Origin of the sequence: Actinacidiphila yanglinensis (genome assembly GCF_900107965.1) — a bacterium.
Taxonomy (GTDB): Bacteria; Actinomycetota; Actinomycetes; order Streptomycetales; family Streptomycetaceae; genus Actinacidiphila; species Actinacidiphila yanglinensis.
The window spans coordinates 99,823-125,713 of record NZ_FNVU01000015.1 but is presented as its reverse complement, the minus strand read 5'-3'; the positions used below and the strand labels follow the sequence as shown (position 1 = coordinate 125,713).

Genomic DNA, 25,891 nt, shown 5'->3' with positions numbered 1-25,891 from the left:
CTCATCGGTCCGGGCTGTCGGGGGCGTCGAATGGCGAGGGCGTGCTGACGCTCCACCGCAATGCGGCCATGCGCTCCTCGTCGGTGGCGAGGTCCAGGTCCGTCACCCGCTCGTTCGGCCGGGCGGCGAGGGCGTCCAGCAGCAGGCGCAATCGTTCGGCGAGGCGGGCAGCGCCGCCCGGGTCCAACAACGTGTGCGCGACTGAGACTTCCGCGCTCAGTCCGGTGGCGGTCCGCCAGAAGGCGACGACCATGTCGGCCGGAGCGCTGTCGCGGTGCGCCACGAGCGGTTCGAGGACGAACTCCGGCGGCTGGGCGTCCGGGACCGGGGCGGTGTGCGCAAAGGTGAACAGCACCTGCCCCACCGAGGCGGCCGCAGGGTTTCCGCCGTCCCGCCGCAGGGCGGAGACCACGTCGGCGAACGGCACGTCCTGGTGCGCGAGACCGCCGGAGACCGTACGCAGGACGCGGCCGAGCAGTTCGCGTACGGTCGGCCCCCCGTCCAGCCGCAGCCGCAGGGCCAGGACGTTCAGGAACAGCCCGACCAGACCCTGCGTCTCGGGCCGGGTACGGTCGGCCACCGGGACACCGACCACGATGTTGTCCTGGCGCGTGTACCGGTGCAGAACGATGCCGAGCGCGGACAGCAGCGTCACGAACAGGGTGACGCCCTCCTCGCGGCTGAGCTGCTCCAGCCGCTCGGTGGTGGCGAGCGGCAGCGTGAACAGGCGCCGGGTGCCGGTCGGGGCCGCCGCGGCAGCCGGATCGGCAGCATTGGGCTGCGGCAGAGCCAACCGGGCGGGCGCGTCGCGGAGTTCCTCGACCCAGTAGGCGAGTTGCCTGTCGAGTGCCTCCCCGGTGTGCTCGCGCTGCCAGGCGACGTAGTCGCCGTACCAGATCGGCAGTGGTGGCAGCGCGTCCGGTTCGTCCCGCCGTCGCGTCCCGTACAGCGCGGTCAGCTCGCCGAGCAGGACGCCGCCCGACCAGCCGTCGAAGACGATGTGGTGGACGAAGAGGACGAGTACGTGGTCGTCGTCCGCCAGCCGCAGAACGCAGCAGCGCACCGGCGGCGCCGCGGACAGGTCGAAGGGCCGGGCCGCTTCGGCGTCGACGATCCGGCGTACGGCCTGCTCGCGCTCGGCGGCCGGCAGGCCGCTGAGGTCCCTCGTCGCGACCGCGACCTCCTCCGGCGGGCGCACCTGCTGCGTCGGAACGCCGTTCTCCAGCCGGAACACCACGCGCAGCGACCGGTGGCGGTCGAACAGCGTCTCGAGGCACCCGATCAGGCAGGCTGCGTCCAGCGGTCCGCGCAGCCGGTACGCGCTGCCGCTGTTGTACTCGGCGCTGTCCGGCCGGAGCCGGTGGTCGTACCAGATGCCCTGCTGGGCACGGCTGAGGGGCGCTCGGTCGGGCGCGGCGGACGGGCGGATCGCATCGTCGCGCGCCGCCGCGGGGGCCTGTTCGACGTGCCGGGCCAAACCGGCGACCGTCGGCGACTCGAACACCGCGGCCAGCGGCAGGTGCACCCCGAAGGCGCGCCGGATGGCCGCGGCCAGTCGCGGAACGTGGAGGGAGTGGCCGCCGAGGTCGAAGAGGTTGTCGTGGACGCCGAGTTGCCCGACCCCCAGCAGTTCCGCCCAGACCTCGGCCAGTACCGCCTCGATCCGGTTCCGCGGGCCGTCGGCGGCGTTCCCGGTGAAGGTCGGGCCGGGCAGGGCTTGGCGGTCCAGCTTGCCGTTGGTGGTCAGCGGCAGCCGGTCCAGGACCACGACCGCGGCCGGGACCATGTACCCGGGCAGGCGCGTGCCGGTGGACTCCCGCACCTGCGGGGCGTCGAGACGGTGCCCGGGCGCCGGCACGACATAGCCGACCAGGTGCTCGCCGTCGACGACCACGACCGCCTGGCGTACTCCCGGGTGAGCCAGCAGCGCCGACTCGACCTCGCCCGGCTCGATCCGCTGTCCGCGCAGCTTGACCTGCCCGTCCAACCGGCCGAGGAACTCCAGGGAGCCGTCCGGCAGCCATCGCACCAGATCGCCCGTCCGGTACAGCCGCAGCGACGTACCGGGTGCCGTGGCCGGGGCGAACGGGTTCGGCAGGAAGCGTTCGGCGGTCAGCTCCGGTCGCCGCCAGTACCCGGCGGCGACTCCGGGCCCACCGATGAGCAACTCGCCGGGTACCAGGGTCGGGACGGGCTCACCGGCCCGGTCGACCACGTACACCTCGGTGTTCGGCAGCGGGCTGCCGATCGGCATCGTGGGCCGTTCGGCAGGTGCGGATGCTTCGTTTCCGGCGGGCCCTGCCGGTCCGGTGGTCAGTTCCGGCCGCGCCACGGGTGCCACCACCTCGTAGGAGGTGGCGAACGTGGTGGTCTCGGTGGGGCCGTACATGTTGCGGACGGTGCGGGGGGAGACCGCGCGCCGGACCAGGGCGTCCACGGCGGCGCGGTCCACCTTCTCGCCGCCGTAACCCAGCTCGCGGATACCCTCGGCGAGCGAGGGGTTGGCCGCCAGGTGCTGGCTGAACAACCCCGCAGTGAGGTAGAGAACCGTGATGGCGTGCCGGCGCAGCGCGGCAGCGAACTCGGCGGGGTCGAGGACGGTCGGGGTCGGCAGTATCACCAGGGTGGCCCCGGATGTCAGGGTCGCCCAGCATTCGAAGGTGTGGGCGTCGAAGGAGACGTTCGATGCCTGGACGACCCGGTCACCGGGCCGGACCCGCAGGTAACCGGCGTCGTGCACGATCCGGGCGATGGACCGGTGCTGGATCACCACGCCTTTGGGTCGGCCGGTGGAGCCGGAGGTGTACAGGACGTGCGCGAGGTCGTCGGGGCCCGGCCGGGGCAGCCGCCGCGCGGGCCCGGGACCGGACGGCAGGTCGTCCACGGCCAGAACCGGCACGCCCGCGTCGGGGAAGGTACGCGACAGATCCGTCGTGGTGAGCAGGAGGGACGCCCGGGTGTCGTCGAGCATGAACCGCAGCCGTGCCGCCGGATGGTCCAGGTCGAGCGGGACGTATGCGGCACCGGCCTTCCAGATCGCGAGCATGGCGACGATCAGGTCGATGCCGCGGTCCAGGTGGACCGCGACCAGGTCGCCCAGTCCGGTGCCGCCGGCGGCGATGTGGCGGGCGAGCCGGTCCGCCCGCCCGTCCAGCCCGGCGTAGCTGAGGCGGTGGTTCCCGCAGACCACCGCGATCGCGTCCGGAGTGCGGGCGACTTGGTCCTCCACCAGCCGGTTGACCGGCACGTGGTCGGCGAACGGGCGAACGGTGGCGTTGAGTCCGCTGAGCAGGCGGTGCCGTTCACCGGGAGCCATGAGATCGATCCTGCCGACCGGGACGTCCGGGCGCAGCGCCACGGTGCGCAGTACCCGGGCCAGGTGTGCGGTCATCGCGGCGGCTGTGGCGGCGTCGAACACCTCGGTGGAGAAGGAGAAGGTGCCTTCGAGGCCGCCGTCGCGCCGCCCCCGCAGGATCAGCGAGAGCTCGAACTTGACCGCGGTCGTGTCCACCGGCACGGGCGTGACGTCGAGCCCCGGGAGCGACCAGGGCTCGTCGGGCGCGTTCTGCAGCGCGAACCCGACCTGAAAGAGCGGATTGCGGCCGTGCCGGCGACTCGGGGACAACTCCTCGACCAGCCGCTGGAACGGCACCTCCTGGTGTGCGTACGCGTCCAGGGACATCTGCCGCACGCGGCTCACCAGATCGGTGAACGTGGGCGCTTCGGCGAGGTCGACCCGCATCACCAAGTCGTTGACGAAGCAGCCGATCACGTTGTCCGTCCCGGGCAGGTCCCGACCTGCGACAGGTACGCCGACGACGATGTCGTCCTGCCCGCTCCAGCGCGACAGCACCACAGCGAACGCCGCCAGGGTCACCATGAACAGCGAGGCGTTGAGGCCGGCGCCCAGGGCGCGCAACCGGGCCGCGGTCCCCGAGGGAACCTCGACCGGCAGCGATGCACCCGCTCCCGACGGTTTCGCCGGCCGATGCCGATCGGTCGGCAGGGACAGTTCCGGGAGGTCGGCCAGTTGCCGCCGCCAGTAGCCGAGTTGGCGCTCCCGGGCGGCGACCTGCGCCGGTTCCCGTTCCGCCAGCGCCAGGTCGGCGGGCTGGAGCAGCGGTGCGGCCAGCCCGTGGTGGCCGCCGGTCGACCCTGCCGCGTACTCGGCGGCGAACTCCGCCGCCAGCAGGTCCATGGACAAGCCGTCGGCCGCGATGTGGTGCACCGTCACCACCACCGTTGCGTCGTCGGCCGCCGACCGCACGACAGCGACCCGCAGCAGCGGGTCCCGGGCCAGGTCGAACGGGCGCGAGGTCTCCGCCGCGACGATCGTCCGGGCCGTGCGGCGCCGCTGTTCCGCGTCGCCCACCGCCGACAGGTCGTGCTCGTCCAGGGCGACCGGCCGGGGAGGGTCGACGACCTGGTGTGGCTCTCCATCCGGGCCGGCGACGAAACGGGTGCGCAGCGACTCGTGTCGCGCCACGAGGGTGCTGACCGCGGACGTCAGCGCGTTCACGTCGAGGTGGCCGCGGACCCGCAGCACCGTGGGGATCAGGTAGTCGGCGAGGTCGGGCCGCATCTGCTGGACGAGCCACAGCCGCATCTGCGCCGACGACAGCGGGACGTGCTCGGGCCGTCGCCCCGGGGCGGGCACCCGCCGTTCCGCCGTTCCACCGTCAGGCGTGGTTCCGGCGCCCGGCCGGGTCGTGCCCCGGGTCCCGATCCCCTCGGCGAGCAAGGCGACCGTGGGCCGTTGGAAGACGTCCCGCACGGAGATCCCGGTGCCCAGGGTCTGGCGCACCCTGCTGGCCATCCGCGTCGCGAGCAGCGAGTGGCCGCCGAGGTCGAAGAAGTTGTCGAAGACGCCGACCCGCTCAAGGCCGAGCAGTTCGGCCCAGATACCGGCGAGGACCGCCTCGGCCTCGTTCCGGGGTCCGTCGGGCGAGCTCCGGCCGAACCGTGCCGCGGGCAGCGCCTGCCGATCCAGCTTGCCGTTGGGGGTGAGCGGCAGTCGGTCCAGGACCACTACTGCCGCCGGCACCATGTAGGCCGGCAGCAGCTTCGCGGCGGACTCCCGCAGCGCCGCGGGGTCCACCGTCTGCCCGGGTACCGGAACGACGTAGCCGACCAGTCGTACCCCGCCGTCCACGACCACCACCGCTTGGCGCAGTCCCGGATGTGCGAGGAGGGCCGACTCGACCTCGCCCGGTTCGATCCGCAGGCCGCGCAGCTTGATCTGGTCGTCGAGGCGGCCGAGGAACTCCAGCGATCCGTCCGGCAGTCGCCGCGCCTGGTCCCCTGTGCGGCACAGCACGCTGCCCGGCTCCGGTGCGAACGGGTCGGGGACGAAGCGCTCCGCCGTGAGGTGGGCGCGGTTCCAGTAGCCGAGGCCGACCATGGGTCCGCCGACGCAGAGTTCGCCGACGACGCCGTCGGGGACCGGCTCCATGTGGCGGTCGAGCAGATGGATCCGGGTCCGCGCCAGCCGGTGGCCGATCGGCACCGACAGTTGTGCGCCGACCGTGCCGGCGCGCGTGTCGACGCGGTACGCGCTGGAGGCACAGCTCGTCTCGGTGAGACCGTAGGTGTGCCACAGCTCGCCCGGCCATTCCCGCCACGCCTCGAAGGCGCGGATCGACGGCGCCGGTTCGCTGCCGAAGATGATCCGCCGCAAGTCGGGGGGCACCAGCGCCACCCCGTCGACCGCCCAGGACATCAGGGCGGTCGGGGTGGTGGACAGTGCGGTGGCGCCGGTCCGCCGCACCAGCGGCCACAGTTCCCCGGGGTCCCAGGGGGCCGGGCCGTCGGGCAGAGCGACCGAACCGCCCGCCAGCAGCGCCGGGTAGATCTCCTCGGACAGCACGTCGAACCCGAGCGGGGCCAGTTGCAGCCACCGGTCCCGCGGTGTGAGGCGGTAGACCTCCGCCGCGGACAGTGCGAACGCGGCGACTCCGCGGTGGGTGTTGATGGCGCCCTTGGGCGTGCCGGTCGAGCCGGAGGTGTAGGTGACGTAGGCGGGGTCGCCGGGATCGACGGTGACGGAGGGCGCGGCGGTTCCCGGACCCACCTCCGGCCGGTCGAGGCAGGTGGCGGGTACGGCGCCGGTCACGGCGGCGCGGGCCGCCAGGGCCTGCGTAGTGAGCAGGTGGGCGGCGGCGCAGTCGTGCAGGATCAGCCTGATCCGCTCGTCCGGGTACTCGGGGTCCAGCGGCACGTAGGCGGCCCCCGCCTTGAGCACGCCGAGCATCGCGGCGATCAGGTCGGGGCGCCGGTCGACGAGCAGCGCGACGCGGTCCCCAGGACGGACACCGCAGGCTGCCAGCCGCCCGGCCAGGGTGGTGGCCCGCCCCTCCAACGCCCGGTAGGTGACCTGCTGCTCGCCGCAGACGACGGCGACGGCGTCAGGAGTGCGGTCCGCCTGCCGCGCGATCAACTCGTGGAGGCACAGGGATTCCTGAGGGGCGATCTCGTTCTCGCGGTTCACCATGGCGGCTCGTTGCCATGGGGTCAGCAGAGGCAGGCGGTGAACGGGGCGATCCGGGGCGGCCAGCGCGGCCAGGAGGATTGTGCGCAACTGCCCGGCGAGTCGGGCCGCCCGCTCGCGGTCGAACAGCTCCGTGCGGTACTCCAAGGTCGCGCGCTCCGGCTCGGCGGCGTCCACGGCGAAGGTCAGGTCGAAGCGGGTGTAGCCGGTGTCGGTCGAGCGGCGTGTCACGGGAAGCGACTCACCGGACTGCGCCTCCGCGAGCGTGAACATCACCTGGGCCAGGGGCGCCGTCCCGGGGTGGCGTTGCGGGTTGAGATGGCCGACGAGCTGGTCGAAGGGCAGCTCCGGGCGACCGATCGCCTGCAGGACGGCCGACCTGACCCGCGCGAGCAACGTGCCGAAGCCGGGTTCGCCGGTGAGGTCGACGGGGATCACGACGGTGTTCACCATCGGCCCGACCGTGCGGGCCAGCGACGGGCGGTGGCGGGCGCCGACCGGGGTGGCGATCAGCAGCCGCTCCTCACCGGCCTGGCGGCCGACGACGACACCGACGGCCGCCAGCAGGGCCATGAACAAGGTGGAGTTGCGGTCGGCGGCGAACGCCCGCAGCGAGGCGATCGTGGCGGCGTCCAGCCCGAGGTGTGCCCGTGCACCGCGGAAGGACGCCGCCTCGTGCCGCGGCCGGTCGGTCGGCACGTCAAGGAGCGTCGGTGCCCCCGCCAGCAGGGCGGTCCAGTGGGCGAGTTCCGTCTTCAGCGCCTCGGGGGTGAGCCGCTCCCGCTGCCTCGCGGCGTACTCGGCGAACTGGGTCCGGGGTGGCGGCAGCGCGTCCTGGTCGTCGGCGAACAACTCTCTGACCACGATGTCCATCGACGCCGCGTCCGCGACGGCGTGGTGCGCCGTGAGCAGCAACTCCTGGCGACTGTCGGGCCCCAGGAGCAGACTTGCGCGGATCAGCGGCCCGCAGGCGAGGTCGAACGGTCTGGCGGCCTCGTCGGAGCGCAGCGACGCGGCCCGCTCGAGGAAAGCGGCCGGCGACAAGGCACGCAGGTCGTGTACGGCCATGGGCTCCGACGGTTCGTTGGCCACGACCTGGAAGGGAACACCGTCCTGCTCGGCGAAGGTGGTCCGCAGCGCGTCGTGCCGACGGACGACGGATCGGAACGCGCCGGCCATCACCTCCGGATCGCGCGTGCCCTGCCATTCGAGGTGCCACGCGATGGTGTATTGCGGAGTCCCGGATTCCATTTGATGGAGCAGCCAGTAGCTCTCCTGAGTGCGTGAGGCCGGGTAAACGGTTGTGCGATCGTCTGATTTCCGGAACGGATTCGGGGAGGATTTCTCGACGCTCACGACGTGAATCTAAGAAGTCCGAGTTGGCCTGTCAAGACGTCACATCCCCATCTCGCGCACGCAGTCGATACGTTGGGACAAAATCTCACATTGGTGGTCGACTGGGGATTTTTGCAGCCCGGGATGGGTGCGGAGAGGTCGGCCGAGAGGGCGAGGGGAAAGCGTCGGAGAGGGGTTGACACTAATTCATGGACATGCCATATTTGTGGAAATGCGCTTTGGTCGTCGCAGGCAAGGGAGCGTACTCATCATTGCCTCGCCTCCTTTGACTGCTTGGCGGTTTTTCTGGTGAACTCCCGAAATTTTCCGGCGAAAACACAAATCCGCTCAGCCGTGAATGAGACGTGCTTGCACGATTTCGTGGCGCGCCATGCCCGTTCGACTCCGGACACGATCGCGGTCTGCTCCGGCCCGTCGTGGCTCACCTATCGAGGACTCGATCGCCGTTCCGACCAGCTGGCGGCACTTCTGCGGCGCCTCGGTGTCGGACTCGAGTCGGTGGTCGGCGTGTGCCTTGAGCGCTCGGTGGACTTCGTGGCGGTGGTGGTCGCGGTTCTCAAGGCGGGCGGTGCCTATCTGCCGCTGGATGTGGGTTATCCGGCGCAGCGGCTGGGCGCCATGGTTGAGGACGCCGCTCCGGTGGTGGTGGTCACCGACAGCGCGCACGCCGGTCTGCTCGATCCGGGCGCGGTGCAACTCCTGCTGCTGGACCGGATGGACGCGGAGGTTGCTCAGGACGCTGACGGCACTGCGCCCCGCGCCCTGCCCGTGGTCCACCCGGACAACCTCGCGGTACTGCTCTTCACCTCCGGGTCCACCGGCCGGCCCAAGGGGGTCTGCCTCACCCACCGTGCCATCGCGGAGATGGTGGGACAGCCGAACTACGCCATGCTGGGGCCGGCCGACCGGATGGCCCAGATCGCGAGCCCGTCCTTCGACGCGGCGGTGTTCGAGACCTGGTCGGCGCTGGCGCGCGGCGGTGGTCTCGTCATCCTGAGGCAGGACGAGGTCGCGGACCCCGACGCCCTGGTCGCCGCGATCGCCGACCGGGCCGTCACCATCGCCGCTCCCACCAGCGCACTGGTCAACCAGAAGCGCCACCACCAGGCGCTGGCCGCCGCGCCGATGCGGTTCCTGCTGTTCGGCGGCGAGTCGGTGAACGCCGAGGCGGTGCGCGCTCTTCTCGACGGTGGTTTCCCTGGTCATCTGGTCCACATCTACGGGCCGACCGAGGCTGCCATGTTCGCCACCTTCGAGGTCGTGGTGCGGCCGCCGGGACAGCACAAGCGGGTGCCCATCGGCCGGCCGGTGCGCGCCAGCGAGCCGTATCTGCTCGACGGCCGGCTGAGGCCGGTGCCTGCCGACATTCCGGCGCAGATCGTGATCGGCGGCAGCCGGCTGGCCCGCTGCTACCTCGGCAGCCCGCGGAGCACGGCCGAGCGGTTCCGGCCGAACCCGTTCGCACACCGCCCCGGCGAGCGGGTCTATCACACCGGTGACCTCGCCCGCTTCCTGCCGGACGGACGGCTGGAGTTCCTCGGCCGGATGGACCGCCAGGTGAAGGTCTCCGGGGTCAGGATCGAGCCCGCCGAGGTGGAGGCTGCGCTGTTGGCGCTGCCCGGCGTGGCGGCGGTAGCGGTGCGTGCCCGGCCGGCAGCCGACGGCCGGCTCGTACTCGTGGGATATGCCGCCCGGGAACCGGACGCCGAGATCACCTCGTCCCAGGTCCGTGCCGCGCTCGCCGGAAGCCTGCCCGCGCACCTTGTCCCGTCGGCCGTCGTGGTCCTGGACCGGCTGCCGCTGACCGCCAACGGCAAGGTGGACGACGCCGCCCTGCCGGTACCGGCCGCGCGCGGCGGCGCCGGGACCGGCCGCCGGCTCGAAGGGGAGACGCAGCTGCGGATCGCCGAGGTGTGGCGCGAAGTCCTCGGCACAGAGGAGGTCTTCGCGGACGACGAGTTCTTCGCGCTGGGCGGGCACTCGCTGCTGGCGTTCACGATGCTGGCCGCCGTGTCGGCGGACTTCGGGGTCGACGTGCCGATCGGGCACCTGGTCGCGTCACCGACCCTGGCCGACCTCGCCGACCTGGTGGACGTCGCTCGCGCGCAGGCGCCGGATGCGGCCCGCGGCGATCTGCGGCTGCTCAGGAAGCACCCGGCGGGCCCGACGCTCGTGCTGGTTCACCCGGTGGGCGGGAGCGTGTTCGCCTACCTGCCGCTGATCGAAGCGCTCCACGGGACGTGCGCGGTGCTCGCCTTCGAGGCGGTGCGGCCCACCGGAGAGACGGTGTCCCGGCTCGCCGCCCGCTATCTGGACGAGCTGTTGGCCGCACGACCGGACGGCGTGGTCGTCCTGGCCGGCTGGTCGATGGGCGGCGTCATCGCGCAGGAAATGGCGGTGCGATGGGAGGAACGCGACGGCACCCGCGCCCCCGTGGTGATGATCGACACGGAGAACCCGGCCTCGGAGCCACGGCCGGTCGACCGCGGCGAGGCAAGGACGGTCTTCCTGCGGGATCTGTTCTCCTCCCTCGGACTCCCGTCCGACCAACTCACGGCGGATCTCCTGACCGCGTCGTGGGCCGACGTGGTCGCCTCGATGACCAGGGCGAGGCCGGACGACGCCTCCCTGCGGCTGCTCACCGAGACCGACCTGCTGACCCGGTTCCAGCTGTTCGTCTGGCTGTACGAGGCGTTCCACCAGCACACGCCGGCGCCCTACGCCGGTCCTACGCACCTGGTCCGCACGGTCGGTCATCCGAGCATGGCGTCGCCTTGGGCCGAGCTCTGCGGCACCTTCGACGTGCTCGCGCTGCCCGCCGACCACTACACGATCCTGCGGCCGCCGATCGTGGCCGCGGTGGCCGCGCGGATCAAGGACGCCCTGGGGCACGTGGGCAGCACCGGGGACCAGTCCCTGTCCTCGGACGCGGATCCGGACCCGGACCCGGACACGGAGAGGCGGGGTGAGCAGTGGCGATGAGCCGCGCACCGGCGAACCCGGTGCCCCACGACGAGCAGGACCGCAGCGGGGACTTCGGGAAACTGCTCGGCTCGGCCACCGTGTCGATCACCGGCGACGGGATGTTTCTCAGTTCCGTGGCGCTGCTGGCGGCGCACTACACGCGCGACCCCGCAGCGATCTCGGTGGTCACCGCCGCCGGCGCGGTGCCGATCGTCGTCCTGGGCCTCCCGGCCGGTGCCCTGGTGGACCGGTGGGACCACCGCAGGACCATGGCCGCCGTCGACGCCGCCCGGTTCCTGGTCGTCGTGCTGATGGCGCTGCTGATCGCCACCGGGCACGGGTCGATCGGACTGATCGTGGCTGTCGCATTCCTGATCGCCGCCGGCGAGGCGTTCTACGGAACCGCCGCCCAGTCCATCCTGCCGCACCTGGTGTCCCGCTCCTCGCCGCGACTGCGGCGCGCCAACTCCCGGCTGACGGCAACGCGCATTCTCTGCAAGGACTTCGTCGGCCGCCCGGTGGGCGGCGCGCTCTACGCCGTCGCCGGGTGGATACCGGTGCTGCTCAACGCGCTCTCCTACGCCACCGGTTCGCTCCTGGTCGCCGGCATCCGCCAGGAACGGCACCGGCCCGCGACCGGCGCGCCCGGCCCGAGGTCGCTGCGCGCGGAGATCGGGGAAGGGGCCCGCTGGCTGTGGGACCACCGGGTGCTGCGCACGCTCGCGCTTCTGGTGGCGGTGGACAACCTGGTCTTCTCCGCCTGGATCGGCCTGCTGGTGCTGCTTGCCCAGGACCGCTTCCACGTCAGCGGAGTGGGCTTCGGTGTCCTGTCCGGATGCATCGGCGCCGGGGCGCTGTGCGGAAGCCTGCTGGCCTCCCGGCTCGGCACTCGCTTCGGCGCCGCGCGCGTGATGACCGCGGTCATGCTCCTGGAGGGTGTGGCGACGCTACTGCTCGGCGTCGTCCGGCAGGCCGTGGTCGCGGCGCTGCTGCTCGCCGTGGTCGGGTGCGCCGCGGTGACCTGGAACATCCTGACGGTGTCAGCGCGGCAGAACATCGTCCCCGAGCATCTCGCGGGGCGGGTCAACGGCGCCTACCGGCTGCTCGCGGGTGCCGCCGCGCCGGTCGGCGCGCTGATCGGTGGCGCCGTGGCGTCGTTCACCGGCATTCCCCAGGTACTGCTCGGGGGCGGGGTGATCACCGTCCTGCTGGCCCTGGTCGGGATGCGGGTCGTCGACGACGCCGCGCTGCGGCGCACTTCCGACGCCGGGGAGGACTGATGCGGTCCCGATCCGCCGCGCCCGCCCCTGCCGCGGCGTCCAGCCTGCCGGCCACCCCTGCCCAGCGCCGGATGCTGCGCCTGTCCGGGGGCCGGCTGGACGACGCATGCCTGTGGGCACACCGGACCTTACGGCTCCACGGAACACCGGACCGTACGGCGCTTCAGCGGGCGATCGAGCAGGTGGCCGATCGACACGACGCGCTGCGCTGTGCGTTCACCGTGGACGAGGGCGGGACGCTGCGGCAGCACCTCGGCGCCGCTCCAGCACCGCGACTGTCTCCCGACGCTGACAGGGCGTCCGAACGTCTCCTGGACGGTGGCGACGCCCCTCATGTCATCCCCGATGACCGATGCGAAGGCACGTCACCCACCCGGGTCGCACAGCCGCTGTGGATCAGGCTGCGCGACCTCGGCGCGGGCGATCATCTGCTGGAAGTGGCCGCGCACCGGCTGGCCTGCGACGAATGGTCGTTGACCTTGCTGCTGGCCGAACTCGGCGAGCGGTACGGCGCCGCGCTGCCCGGCCGCGAGGCCGCGCGGAGCCGTCCGGCCACCGGCTACGCCGAGGCGCTACGGCAACAGTCGGCCGCCTTGGCGGGGCTGACGGGCGGTCATCTAACTTTCTGGTCACAACGGCTCGCCGACCTGCCCCACGGGACGGCCCTCGATACGCCGGACGGCCCATCGACGGACGCCGGGGCAGTCCTGCTCACCCGCGCACTGGACCCCGCGGTGTCCGCCGAGCTGTCCCGGGTGGCCGCCGTCTGCGGTGCCACCGACCACATGCTGCTCATCGCCGTGGCCCAACTCGTCCTCAGTCGCCGCACGGGTACCTCCGACGTGATGGTGGGCGCGGCAGCAACCGGGCGCCGGCCCGGCTGGCAGCGCACCATCGGCGCGTTCGCGACCACGGTGGCTGTACGCACAGACCTCTCCGGCACTCCCGGTTTCGCGGCGCTGGTCAGTCGGGTCCGCGATGCGGTGGTGGATGCCTACCGGTACCAGGACCTGTCGTACGACACCTCCCCGGCTGACATCGGAGCTGCCCCTGGAGCAGGCGTCGGCGTGGACCCCGGGGACCCGGCGGACGCCTTCGGTGAGCGGTCGCCGGCCTTGACAGCGGACCTCGTGGTCGAGCCGCCGCTGCTGGCGACGCCGCCGCAGCGGTGGGGGGACCTGGTGGCCGAGCCGGCCACGCCGGGTCCGCCGCCCGACCCCGCCTCCCGCGCGGTGCTGCGTACCGTCACCGGCCCGGGCGGCTGGCGGCTGCTGCTGTCCGGCCGGGCCGACCGGATCGCCGAGGACGACGCGGCTGCCTTCCTCGCCCAACTCGACCACGTACTGCGGCAGGTCGCCGAGACCCCGGGACGGATCGCAGACGCGATCTCGCTGCTGCCCGCCGAGCACCGAGCCGTGCTGCCCGACCCGCGCGCGCCGCTGCCCGAGCCACCCGCGACCCGCGACCTGGTCTCGATGGTGGCCGGTCAGGTGTCCCGGAACCCCGGCGCACCCGCCGTGGAGCACGCCGGACGGGTCTGGTCCTACCGTGAGTTGTGGCAGCGGTCGGAGCACCTGCGCTCGGCACTGGCCACCACCGGAGTGGAGCCGGGGCACGTGGTGGCGGTACGCGGCTCCGGGTTCGGGATGGTGGCCGCCATGCTCGCGGTCCTGCGCGCAGGCGCCGTGCTGATGCCGATGGGGTCGGCCGCGCCGATGCGGCGTCAGGCCGCGCTCCTCGATGCCGGGCGGCCCGCCCTGGTGCTGTGCGCCGACGACGAGGAGGTCCCGCCGCGGTGCCGCGTCCCCGTGCTGCGGGTCGACCCCGCCACCGGTCTCGGCTCCGCCGGTTCGGAAACCGGCGCGCATCGGGTGCCGCCGCCTCCCGAGGTGTCAGCCGACGACAGCGCGTACCTGTGCTTCACGTCGGGGACGACCGGAGAGCCGCAGCCGGTGGTGGGCACCCATAAGGGGCTGGGCCATTTCCTCGGCTGGCAGCGTGACACCTTCGGGGTGGGACCCGCGGACCGGGCCGCCCAGTTCACGGACGCGTCCTTCGACGTGTTCCTGCGCGACGTGTTCTGCCCGCTCGTCTCCGGCGCGACGCTGTGCGTTCCGGACCGGCCGGGCGGACGGCTGCCCGATGACCCTCTCGGATGGCTGGCCGGGCAGCGCGTCACCCTGGCCCACCTGGTGCCGACCGTCACCGCGGCCTGGCTCGCCGAGCGGTCCGGCGGCCCGGACAGTACCTGCCTGCGGACCGCTTTCTTCGCCGGCGAACCGCTGTCCGACGCACTCGTGCGCGACTTCCGATCGGCGTTCCCGGCAGCGGAGGTCGTCAACCTCTACGGCCCGACGGAGACCACGCTCGCCACGTGCTGGCATCGCGTGACCTTCCCGCCGCGCCCGGGCACCCAGCCGGTCGGGCGGCCGTTTCCCGGTGCGCAGGTCATGGTGCTCGGTCCGCAGGACCGGGAGTGCGGCGTCGGTGAGATCGGCGAGATCGTCATCAGGACGCCGTACCGCACGCGTGTACCGGAGGGGACCGCGGACGACCGCGCGCCCCGCTTCATCCCGAACCCGCATACCGGCGATCCGGCCGATCCGGTCCACCGCACAGGCGACCGTGGGCGCTTCCGTGCCGACGGGACGCTGACCGTACTCGGCCGCGTCGACGACCAGGTCAAGATCCGCGGCGTCCGGATCGATCCGCGGGAGGTGGCCGCGGTCATCCAGCGGCACGATGCGGTGTCGGCCTGCGTCGTCCTGCCGTCCACGGGTGCCGGACAGCCCGTCCTGACCGCGCACGCCGTCCGCGCCGACCCCTCGTTGACCGTCTCCGATCTGCTCAATCACGTCAGCTCGCGGCTGCCCGCGGCGATGGTCCCGGCCCAGATCCACTTCCACAGCCGGCTCCCCGTCACCCGCAGCGGCAAGCTCGACCGGCGGTGGCTGCGGGAGCACGCGGCTGACCGCGCGCCCACCGGGACCGCCGCGGCACCCCGTGCGTCGGGCGAGGCGCGCTCGGTGGCCGAGGCGCGAATAGCGGCGATCTGGCAGGACCTGCTGCCGGTCGATCAGGTGGAGCGGCAGGACAGCTTCTTCCACCTCGGCGGGCACTCGATGCTCGCCATGCGCATGATCGGCGAGGTGAGCGACGCGTTCGATGTGGACGTACCGCTGCACGCCTTCTTCGACGAGCCCACCATCGCCGGGCTCGTCCGTGTCCTGTCCGCGGCGGTCGCGGGCCCCATCGATCCGTCGAACCAGCCGGGGGGTTAGCCAGTGAAGACAAGCCACACCGACACCGATATCGACGCCCGCACGACGACAGCCGTGCCCGGCAGCGTGCTGCGCATGCGAGTGACTCCGCAGGAGGCCAGTCGGATCCGTGCTCTCATCGAGGAGTTGGGTGCCGCCGATACACCCCCCGAGGAGCGGCTCACCGAGTTTGCGGTGCGCGCACACGATCTGCCCGTACGACTGCGGAAGCTGCTGACCGGGTTCCGGCTGGCCAGTGACGCACCCGCCGCCGGGATACTGCTGTCCGGGCTGCCGGTCGACGAGGATGCGCTCGGCCCGACGCCGACCGAGGCCACCGCAGAGTCCAGCACCGAGGAGTCCGCCCGGGCAAGCACGCTGCTGCTCCTGCTGGCCTCTCTCCTGGGCGAGCCGTTCTCCTTCGCCACCCAGCAGCGCGGGAAGCTGATGCTCGACGTCTTCCCGGTCTGCGGCCACGAGGACACCCAACTCGGGTCCAGCTCGCAGACCGAACTGGAGTGGCACACCGAGGACGCCTTCCATCCGCACCGGGCCGACTGGATCATGCTGCTCGGGCTGCGCAACCCCGACCGTGCACCGACCATGTTCGCCCCGGTCCAGGACCTGGAACTCGGCGAGGACGTGCGTGACCTGCTCTTCGAGGAGCGGTACGTCATCCTGCCGGACGAGTCCCACACGGTCGCGTTCAACCAGGCCACCACCGGAACCGGCAGCGGCGACCACGTGTCCGCCGCCTTCGACCGGATCGCCGACATGTCCACCCGGCCGCAGCGGATCGCCGTGCTGTCGGGGGACCGTCGGTTCCCGTTCCTCCGCATCGATCCGGCGTTCATGCCGGAGGAGCTCGGCGACCCGGATGCCGAGCGCGCGCTGTCCCTGATCGGTTCCGAGATCCACCGCACCATGCAGGAAATCGCCCTCGGCAGCGGCGACCTGCTGGTCATTGACAACAAGCGGGCGGTGCACGGCCGCAGGCCCTTCACCGCCCGCTTCGACGGCACCGACCGATGGCTGCGCCGCATCAACATCAGTGCCGACCTGAGGGCGTGCGCGGACCGTCGGCACGGACCGAACTCCCGTGTGCTGGTGTGACTCACGGCAGGAGCGGTTCGGCAGACCCACCCGACGGCAGCGAGGAGAGCAGGCGGATGTCAGCGGGCGCACCCGGTACGCAGGACCGGGCGAACACATCGGGAGCACAGCGGCAGCAGGCCGCGGACGTGGCCCGCATCTTCAACTCAGCGGTCGCGGCATGGTCCATCGCCGCGGCATGGGAGATCGGCGCCCTGGACGAACTGCGGGAGAAGGGACGGCTCGACGCCCCGGAGTTCGCCGAACGGCACGACCTGGACGTGCCCTCCACCGAGGCCGTCTTCACCGCCCTCGCCACGGTCGACATCGTGCGGTACGAGCGGAGCGGCGGCAACGACAACGACGCAGGCGGCGACGGCATGTGCGAGGTGCTGCCGGGACCGGCGTTCGAGGAGACCTACCGCACCAAGGCTCTTTTCCACTGGCTGTGCCGGGGCAGTGCGCCGTTGTTCACTGCCATGCCCGACGTGATGCGCAATGCCAACCGCACGGGGCGGTTCTACCGCCGCGACGCCGAGGCGATCAGCCGGGCCTGTGCCGATATCGACGCGCAGTTCTTCCAACCAGCGTTCCGGGGCGCCATGGACGCCCTGGACTTCGACTTCTCCCTCGTCGTCGATCTGGGATGCGGAGGCGGCGGCCGGCTCACGCAGATCCTGCGGCGCCATCCGCAGGCGCGCGGGCTCGGTATCGACATCGCTCCGGCGGCGCTGGACCTGGCCCGCGGCGACGCTGCCGACGCGGGAGTCGGCGACCGTGTGTCCTTCGTGCACGGCGATGTCCGGGATCTGGCACCGCGTCCGGAGTTCGAGGACGCGGAGTTGTTGACCTGCTTCATGATGGGGCACGACTTCTGGCCGCGCGCGGACTGCGTGGCATCGCTGCGCCGGCTGCGGGACGTCTTTCCGCGGGCCAGGCGGTTCCTGCTCGGCGACACGGCCCGCACCCAAGGGCCCGGTCGTGGGGCGATGCCGGTCTTCTCCCTCGGTTACGAGGTCGGGCACGCCCTGATGGGCGCGTGCATCCCGTCGCTCGACGAGTGGCGGGACGTCTTCCCGGAGGCCGGTTGGGAACTGCGAAGGACCCACCTCCTGGACACACCCGCCGAGTCGTTCGTCTTCGAACTGGGCTGAACGGACCGGGTGTCAGGAGGGCTGGGCTGGTCGATGCAGGACACGGCCGCCTTGATCCCGTCGACCTCCGTCGCTGCGCCACCTCACGCCGTCTTGCCGCTGATCACCGCGACGACAGGAACACTGCCCACACCATGCGATGCCATCGGTCCAGGTTGACTCACCTGCGAACCCCCGCAACACCGCGAAGCCACCCCCCGTACCCCCCAGGTGGCAAACGATGAGCCCCCTTTCCTACGAGCAGTACGGCATCTGGCTGCACGACCAGGCCGCCGACGCGCGCGGGGCGTACAACACGCCCTTGGCGATCCGACTGACCGGGCCGCTGGACGTTCTCGCGCTGCGGGCCGCGTTCGGCGACGTGGCGGCGCGGCACGAACCACTGCATACCGTCATCGTCGACGGCGAACGCGACGACGGCCGGAGCGGCACGCGCGACGGGCGCGGTCCGCGGCCGCGGCTCCTGGACCCAGCGGCCGGTCGGTACGAAATACCGCTGCAGGTCGTCTCCGCATCACGGCTCGCGGAGGCGCTCGCCGACGTGGCCCACGAACCGTTCGATCTGGCGGCCGAACCCCCGGTGCGGGCCCGGCTGTTCCGGACGGGCCAGGAGGAGCACACCCTCCTGCTGGTCGTGCACCACATCGCAGGGGACGGCCTCTCGCTCACCCCGCTGTGCCGTGACCTGTCCACGGCCTACGCAGCGCGCGTCGTGGGCACGGCACCGCGGTGGAAGCCGCTGCCGGTGGACTACTCCGACTACGTCGTGTGGCGGGGCGGGGTCCTGGGCGAGGAGGAGGACCCGGGCAGTCTCGCCCACGAGCAGGCGGAGTACTGGACCGGCGCCCTGGCCGGGCTCCCGGAGGAACTCGCGCTTCCGGCGGATCGCCCCCGGCCGGCCACGCCGTCCGGTGCCGGGCGCTCGGTGCGGCGGCCTCTCGACCCCGCCCTACGAGCCCGGTTGGCGTCACTCGCGACGGCCCACGACACCACGCTGTTCACCGTCGTGCACGCCGGCCTGGCCGCGTTGCTCACCCGGCTCGGCTGCGGCACGGACATCCCTGTCGGCGCTCCCGTGTCGGGGCGGTCCGACACAGCTCTTGAGGACATGGTCGGGCTCTTCGTCAACACGCTGGTGCTGCGGGCGGACACCTCCGGCAACCCCCGGTTCGGCGAGCTCGTCGACCGGGTGCGCGACGCCGACCTTGCCGCGTACCGCCACCAGGACCTGCCGTTCTCGCGGGTGGTGGAACTGCTCAATCCGCCGCGCAGCGCGGCACGGCACCCGCTCTTCCAGATCATGCTGACCTCCTGGGACGAGGTCTGGCCCGACGCCCGGTTCGAAGGCATGCGGGCAGAGCTGGTCCCGGTCCAGGTCAGGGCCTCGAAGTTCGACCTCTCTCTCGCCTTCGCGGACGGAACGGAGGGTCCGGGCGACCCGGACAGCCCGAGCCGGCGCAGCCGGGAACCCGCGCACCACGGCCCTTACCTCGACCTGACCTACAGCTTGGACCTGTTCGGCGAATCGAGCGCGGAACGTCTGCTCGACCGGCTGGTCGCGCTGCTCACCCGCTGCGCGGCGGCGCCCGCGACCCGGATCGGCGAGCTCGACGTGCTCACGGAGGGAGAGTCCGAGCGCCTCGCGGCCTGGAGCCGCGCCGACCGGCCGGCCGCCCGGCCCGAGGCGTCCGTGCTGCCAGAGATGTTCGAGTGCCAGGCCGCGCGGACCCCCGACGCCGTCGCCGTCGAGACCGTCGACCTCCAGCTTTCCTACGCCGAACTGAACGCGCGCGCCAACCGGTTGGCGTGGCGCCTGATCGGCTTGGGTGCCGGGCCCGAGCAGTTCGTGGCGGTCGCGCTTCCGTCCACCCACGACCTGGTCGTCGCGGTACTGGCCACCCTCAAGGCCGGCGCGGCATACCTGCCTGTCGACCCGGAGTTGCCCGACGAGCGGATCGGCACCATGCTGTCGGACGCGCGGCCCGCCGTGCTGCTCACGCTCACTGCCACCGCCCGTACCCTCCCCGTCGGCCACGGTGTGCGACTGGTCCTCCTCGACGCACCGGACACCGGCGTGGACGCGCCTTCGGGTGACGCCGTCGGGGCCGGGCCGGGGGTCGCGGCCGCCCCGACCGTCCCCGCCACCGCTCGGCGGCGCCCCACGAACCCCTGCGACGGCGACCGGACGGCGCCGCTGACGGCCGGTTGCCCCGCCTATGTCATCTACACCTCGGGCTCGACCGGCGAACCCAACGGGGTGGTCGTCGAGCACGGATCGGTCGTCAACTACCTTGCCCAGGTCGCCCGGGTCCACCCAACGGCATGCGACAGCACGCTGGTGCACGCGTCGATCTCCTTCGACGGCACGGTCACCAGCCTCTTCACCCCGTTGATGTCCGGGGGGCGGGTCCACCTCGGCAGCCTGGACCTGACCCCGTCGCCGCGGCCGGCGCTGTTGAAGGTGACCCCGTCCCACCTGCCCGTGCTGCTCGGGGAGTCCGCGGTCTCCCCGGTCGGCACCCTCGTTGTCGGCGGCGAGCAACTCCTCGGCGAGGCGCTACTGGAGTGGCGGGAGCGGCATCCGGGCGTGGTGATAGCCAACCACTACGGCCCGACCGAGGCGACTGTCGCCTGCACCGACCACAGGATCGACCCTGCCGACCCGCTCCCCGCAGGCCCTGTCCCGATCGGACGGCCGCTCGGGAACATCCGCGTGTACGTCCTCGGCGGTACACGGCCGGTGCCGCCGGGTGTGCTCGGCGAACTGTGCGTCTCCGGGGCCGGGGTCGCCCGGGGATACCTGGGCCGGCCCGCGCTCACCGGCGAGCGCTTCGTCCCCGACCCGTACGGGCCGCCCGGCACCCGCATGTACCGGACCGGCGACCTGGCACGCTGGCGGGACGACGGCGTCCTCCTGCTGGCCGGACGCGCCGACGAGCAGGTCAAGATCCGCGGCTTCCGCGTCGAGCTCGGCGAGGTGGAGGCGGCGCTGCGCGCCGAGCCCACCGTTGCCCGGGCCGTGGTCGTCGCCGGCCGGAACCGCTTCGGCGACCGGCACCTCGTCGGCTACGTCCAGCCCCGATACGGCGGCGTGAACACCGACGCGCTGCTGCGGTGGTCCGCGGACCGTCTGCCGCACTACATGGTCCCTGCGGTCCTCGTCGTGATGGACCGCATCCCGCTCACCCGCAGTGGCAAGGTCGACCGCGGCGCCCTGCCCGAACCGGCGGCGCGGGCCGCCATCGGGCGGGTGGGGGAGTCAGCTCCGCACGAGGCAGTGCTGCAGACCCTGTTCGCCGACGTCCTCGGGCTTGATCAAGACCGGGTCGGCAGGGACGACGACTTCTTCGACCTCGGCGGTCACTCCGTGCTGGCCGGCCGGCTGATCAACCGGGTGCGTGCGGTACTGGGCGCCGGGATCACCCTCCGGAACGTGTTCGACACCCCGACCGTCTCGGGACTGGCCAGCGCCCTCACCACCGAGCGGCCGAACCGGCCGCCGGTGCGGGCCGGCATCCGACCGGAACACCCCCCGCTCTCTTATGGACAGGCGCGGATGTGGTTCCTGCACAGGATGGAGCCGTCAAGCATCGCCTACCACATCCCTTACGTCATGCGGCTGTCGGGAGATCTGGACACTGTTGCGCTCTCCGCCGCGCTGGGAGACGTGGTCGAACGGCACGAGGTGCTGCGGACGGTCATTCGCGAGGAGGGCGGCACGGCGTACCAGCGGGTGCTGCCCGGGCCACCGGTCACCACCGCCCTGACGGCCTGGCCGACAACCTTCGGACGCCTGGACGCGGCCGTCGTCGCCGAGATGGGCCGCACGTTCGATCTGAGCGTGCAACCGCCTCTGCGGGCAACGCTGTTCGGGCTGGGCCCGCAGGATCACGCCTTGTTGCTGGTGCTGCACCACATCGCGGGTGACGGCTGGTCCTTCCTGCCGCTCACCGAGGACCTGGCCACCGCGTACGCGGCACGTAGGGCGGGCCGGGAACCGGCGTGGCCACCGCTGACCGTGCAGTACGCCGACTACGCCGCCTGGCAGCGCGACCTGCTCGATGGCACCGGAGAGGCGGCCGGCGCCGCCGCCGGTCAGGAGCGGTTCTGGGCGGCCGCACTGGCGGGCCTGCCGGATGAACTGCCGCTGCCGCGCGACCGGGAGCGTCCGGCCGAGCCGACCGCGGCCGGCGGAACACTGCCGATCACCATTCCGGCGGACGTCCACCGCCGGTTGCAGCTCCTGGCCCGCGCGACCGGTACCAGTCTGTTCATGGTGGTGCAGGCGGGTCTGGCCGTGGTCCTCAGTCGTCTGGGCGCAGGCACCGACGTGCCGATCGGCACTGCCGCCAACGGGCGGCCGGACCGTGCGTGGGAGGGGCTGGTCGGCTTCTTCCTCAACACGTTGGTGCTGCGCACCGACCTTTCCGGTGATCCTCCCTTCAGCAGGCTGGTGGAGCGGGTCAGGGAGACCGACCTGGCCGCCTACGCTCATCAGGATCTGCCGTTCGAGCAGGTGGTCGAACTGGTCAACCCGGCCCGTGCGGCGGGCCGTCACCCGCTGGTGCAGGTCATGCTGGCCTTTCACAGCTCGCCGCATCTCGACGTCGACATGCCGGGGCTGGTCGTGACCTCCGGAGCCGTGCCGACGTCGACGGCCAAGTTCGACCTGTCCTTCCGGTTCCGGACCCGTCGGACGGCCGACGCCCTCCCCGACGGGATCAGCGGCGCGCTCGACTACAGTCTCGACCTGTTCGACAGGGCGACTGCCGGACGCCTGGTGGACTGGCTGATCGCCGTGCTGGCCCGAGGCTCGTCGGAGCCCTCGACGCGGGTCAGCGCGTTCGACTTCCGAATTGACCCTGTCCCGCCGGTCCGGCCCGGCGAACCGTCCCCTGTGTGGGAGCCGGACGGCTGGAACAAGCCGGGTGAGCCGGCCCGGCGGTTGGCCGCCGCGCTGGGGGAAGCCGGCCCCGCGATCAGGCCCGACCTACGCGTGCTGGACTACACCCTCACACCCGTCCCGGCCGGCATCACGGGACGCCTTTACGTGAGTGGGGTGTCGCCGGACGCGCGCCACGCCGTCGAGTTCGCCGTCCGGTGGTTCGTCGCGGACCCGTTCGGCGCCCCGGGCGCGACCATGGCGCGCACCGGCGTGGCAGGTTACCTCGACGTCACGGGGGAGTTGGTGCTGCTGGAGGAGGAAGCGGCGATCACCCCGGATCCGTTCGCCGAGCCCGAGGCGCTCTGCCTGGTGTTGCGCGGCACGCAGAACCAACGGTGCCTCTGGCCGGTGGGGGTTCCTGTACCGGCCGGATGGGAGGTGGCGCTGCGCGCGGGCACACCGGCCGAGGCACTTGCCTTCGCCGTGCAGGTCGCAGGTAACGACCGTGAACCGTAGTCGCACCGGCAGCGGCGCGGGAACGCGGAGGGGACGTCGACCGTGGACCGCCGACCGGCCCGCCTACGGTCGAGACAAAGCGTGCGGGTTCGTCGCCGTCCGCCTCGCGCTCACGTCCAGGTGACGACAGTCCGCTCGTCGACGAAACCCATGAGGAACGACACGTTCGTCCGGTGTCCCTTGCAGGCGTCGACGGCATGGACATGTCGTCCGTTGAACACGTAGACGTCACCGCTTCGAACATCGAGCTGTATCGCATCGAATGGTTCGAGGGTCGCTGCCGGGTAGGAGAATCCCGTGTGCTGAATTCCCAGCGATGTTCTGCTGTCGTCGTCCGGACGAATGTTCCAGACGACCAGACGGCCACCGTCTCCCTGCTGGACACACATGTTGACGGCGCAGATCTCGTAGTCGGCCGCTCGCTGGATCTCGAATCCGGCCTGTCTCGGGTCCGTGCACTGCGCCTCGTCCTCGTGAGGGTCGAGGGCAAAACTTCCTTCCTTGTCCCATGCGCGAATCAACGCGGCACCGGCAGGCTCGCCTTCGTGTTCGGCGATACGGATACTCGCACCGTAGCGGGCGAGTTCCTCCGCCATCGCCGACCTGAAGGAGCGCCACGGAGAGTGGGGCACGTCAAGCAGCGGGAGTACCGCGTCAGCCGTCGTCGCGGCGTCCTTGAGGTAGCTCTCGGTCGACTTGTTCCAGTGGTAGGAGCCGATGCAGTAGGAGGGCTCCCCGTCGCGGCGCAGCAGACCAGGGCTGCTCCAGAATCGGGCGACCGTCTCCTTCTTCGCGTCCTCGGGTATCGCATCGCGGAAGATCACGCCGAGTCGCCGCCCACGCAGAACGTCCATCACTGGCTCGGGGTCGAATTCATTCCGCTCTTCGAAGCGGAAGAACGCCGATTCGGTTTGAACTCCGGTGAGTCGAAAATCTTGCTTCACAATGAACGCACCCATTTTCCGAAATGCCCGATTGGCCCGTCTTTCGAATATTGCAGGAGGATGTGAAGGCCCTCGAAAATAACCTGGATGTGATGTCATGTCAATGCCGCTGTTGGGTGTCGACATCCGTGCGGATGTGCCCGACCTGGAACCGCACCAGGTCGGGTACAGGTCAAGCAGAGCCGGCCAACTAGGTAGCGATCCAGTGGAGGTTGACGCGGCGCCATGGAGATATCGCTGGATGAAACTCAGGACCGTCACCTGTCCGTCTTCTGGGAGTACCTGACGGACCCGGAAATGCAGCAACTGGCGGCTGTTGGGGGAAATGCCTCGACGTCCGTGGCCATTCTGATCGGGACCGGGCCCAAGTACAGCCCGGTCCCGCAAGGCGCTGACGAACCGTTCTCGCCGACGGCGCCGTGGAAGGGCATGCCGTCGTGGTCGGGTCGCCCTCGCTCGTCGTCGATGCGAGAGCGTGAGCGAGAACCTAACAGGTCCCTTCGGGCGCTGGGGATGAACGGATGAACGGAGTCACGGCGTCCGGAGGACGGTGCGGGCCGACCGGGCAGCGGTTTCTCAGCGCGGCGCTTTGATCGTCTCCGCGTCGGCGACCCAGCCGAGCGCACCGGCGATCAGGCCGGCCTGGAATCGGCTCTTCACCTTCATCCTGGTCATCAGCTCGGACATGATGCGGCGCACGGTGCGCAGCGAGATTCCCAGGTGCCGGGCGACGCCGTCGTCGGTCAGACCGAGCCCGAGCAGGTGGAGGACCTCTCGCTCCTGGCTGGTCAGTCCGTAGCTGTCGCGGCGTTGCGGCGCGCCCAACGGGGTCGCGTCCTGCCACACCCGCTCGAAGAGCGCCACCAGGGGGGTGATGACGCCCTCACTCGTCACGACGAACGCACCCGCGCGAGCCTCGGCGGGATCGAGGGGCAGCATCGCGGTCGAACGGTCCACCACGATCATGCGCAGAGGAAGGGTGGAGACGGTCCTCACCTGCCCGCCCAGGTCGGTCAGCCAGCGGGCGTAGCCGACACTCGCGGCGTCGTTCCTGATGCTCTCCAGGTAGACCGTACGCATACTGATGCCGCGGCCGAGAACGGCTTCGTCAAGGGGCCTGCTGTTGTCCAGCACCTCTTTCGGCTGCACACCGCCGGGGGCGAAGGCCAGGACTTCGTGGCGCGCCTCGCGGGCCAACTGCTCGATCTTCATCCGCACCTCCCCCAGGTCGGTGTAGAACTCGGACTCCAGCCTGGGGGAGCCGACGTTGAGCGCGCTGTACTGCGCCATGAGAGCGCTGACGGCACCGCGGCTCAGCTCGACCTCCTGCTGGTGCCGGGCGAGTTCGGCTTCCTTGCGTGCGAGGATCGAGGCGAGGCCGAGTGCGGGGCTGATGGTGTGCCAGTGATCCCCGGCTTCGGGGGATTTCTCCGCAAGGGAGAGTTCCGCGAGCCGTGCGAGTGCCGCGCTGATCCACGTCTCCGACTTCCCGAAGTGCGTGGCCAGTTCCGCCATGCCCCAGTCGGGGTTCCGCAGCATTATGTGGTATACGGATTCAACCTGATCATCGAGCCCGAGTATCTCGAACACTGGTTCCCCCGTGAGTCCTCGTTGGCGCGTCGCCATGGTAGCCATATGTACACCCCGAGTGGTGGAGCATGTAAGGTTTCGTCGGTTGTCCGGGCGGTAAACCCGAAGCTCGGCAGCCGTGCGGCGCGGCATCGTGAACACTGTGTGTCGGCGCCCCGCTATGCGCCGTTCCCTGTCCGCGGAACCGGGTTCCGACGGCCGCCCGATCGCGTGCGCACATGTGAACGCCCGCCGCGTACGGATGAACATCCCCCGTTGCGCGACGTGTTGAGGGGTCGCGTTCAGGACTCTGCAGCATGTCCGCACGGGACGGCGGGTGGTGGACGGCGAAGCGGTGGTCGTCAGAGGGTGGTTGACCGCGCC

The 25,891-nt window shown here is 71.5% G+C and carries 9 protein-coding genes; 6 read left to right on the top strand and 3 right to left on the bottom strand.

What is annotated here, in order from left to right:
* Position 1: 1 nt before the first annotated feature.
* Positions 2 to 7,843: an amino acid adenylation domain-containing protein gene (locus tag C4U44_RS28490; protein WP_103888924.1), complete on the bottom strand. Its 7,842-nt coding sequence runs from the start codon at positions 7,841 to 7,843 to the stop codon at positions 2 to 4.
* A gap of 348 nt (positions 7,844 to 8,191) precedes the next feature.
* Between C4U44_RS28490 and C4U44_RS28485 the strand changes: the two genes are divergently transcribed.
* From C4U44_RS28485 to C4U44_RS28460, 6 genes are all read left to right on the top strand, one after another.
* The gene (locus C4U44_RS28485; RefSeq protein ID WP_160145129.1) at positions 8,192 to 10,825 is read left to right on the top strand and encodes an amino acid adenylation domain-containing protein; all 2,634 of its coding nucleotides are present in this window, start codon (positions 8,192 to 8,194) and stop codon (positions 10,823 to 10,825) included.
* Positions 10,822 to 12,087 carry an MFS transporter gene (locus C4U44_RS28480; protein ID WP_146088360.1) on the top strand — a complete coding sequence of 422 codons (1,266 nt, stop codon included), beginning with the start codon at positions 10,822 to 10,824 and terminating at the stop codon, positions 12,085 to 12,087. The genes C4U44_RS28485 and C4U44_RS28480 overlap by 4 nt, the downstream gene beginning before the upstream one ends.
* Positions 12,087 to 15,368, top strand: a complete 3,282-nt coding sequence (locus C4U44_RS28475; protein ID WP_103888921.1) for a non-ribosomal peptide synthetase — start codon at positions 12,087 to 12,089, stop codon at positions 15,366 to 15,368. The genes C4U44_RS28480 and C4U44_RS28475 overlap by 1 nt, the downstream gene beginning before the upstream one ends.
* 3 nt (positions 15,369 to 15,371) lie before the next feature.
* Positions 15,372 to 16,460 (top strand): guanitoxin biosynthesis L-enduracididine beta-hydroxylase GntD, encoded by a 1,089-nt coding sequence (gene gntD / locus C4U44_RS28470; RefSeq protein ID WP_235032413.1) that lies wholly within the window; start codon positions 15,372 to 15,374, stop codon positions 16,458 to 16,460.
* A 56-nt stretch (positions 16,461 to 16,516) separates the two neighbouring features.
* Positions 16,517 to 17,593 carry a class I SAM-dependent methyltransferase gene (locus tag C4U44_RS28465; RefSeq protein WP_103888920.1) on the top strand — a complete coding sequence of 359 codons (1,077 nt, stop codon included), beginning with the start codon at positions 16,517 to 16,519 and terminating at the stop codon, positions 17,591 to 17,593.
* A 220-nt stretch (positions 17,594 to 17,813) separates the two neighbouring features.
* Complete coding sequence (locus tag C4U44_RS28460; protein ID WP_160145128.1) at positions 17,814 to 22,994, top strand: non-ribosomal peptide synthetase; 5,181 nt, start codon at positions 17,814 to 17,816, stop codon at positions 22,992 to 22,994.
* A gap of 110 nt (positions 22,995 to 23,104) precedes the next feature.
* Here the strand turns inward: C4U44_RS28460 and C4U44_RS28455 are convergent, their stop codons facing one another.
* Both C4U44_RS28455 and C4U44_RS28450 read right to left on the bottom strand, forming a co-directional pair.
* On the bottom strand, positions 23,105 to 23,953 hold the full coding sequence (locus tag C4U44_RS28455; RefSeq protein ID WP_146088359.1) for a hypothetical protein: 849 nt from the start codon (positions 23,951 to 23,953) through the stop codon (positions 23,105 to 23,107).
* Between the two features lie 561 nt (positions 23,954 to 24,514).
* The gene (locus C4U44_RS28450) at positions 24,515 to 25,477 is read right to left on the bottom strand and encodes a helix-turn-helix domain-containing protein (RefSeq protein WP_160145127.1); all 963 of its coding nucleotides are present in this window, start codon (positions 25,475 to 25,477) and stop codon (positions 24,515 to 24,517) included.
* Positions 25,478 to 25,891: the final 414 nt, after the last annotated feature.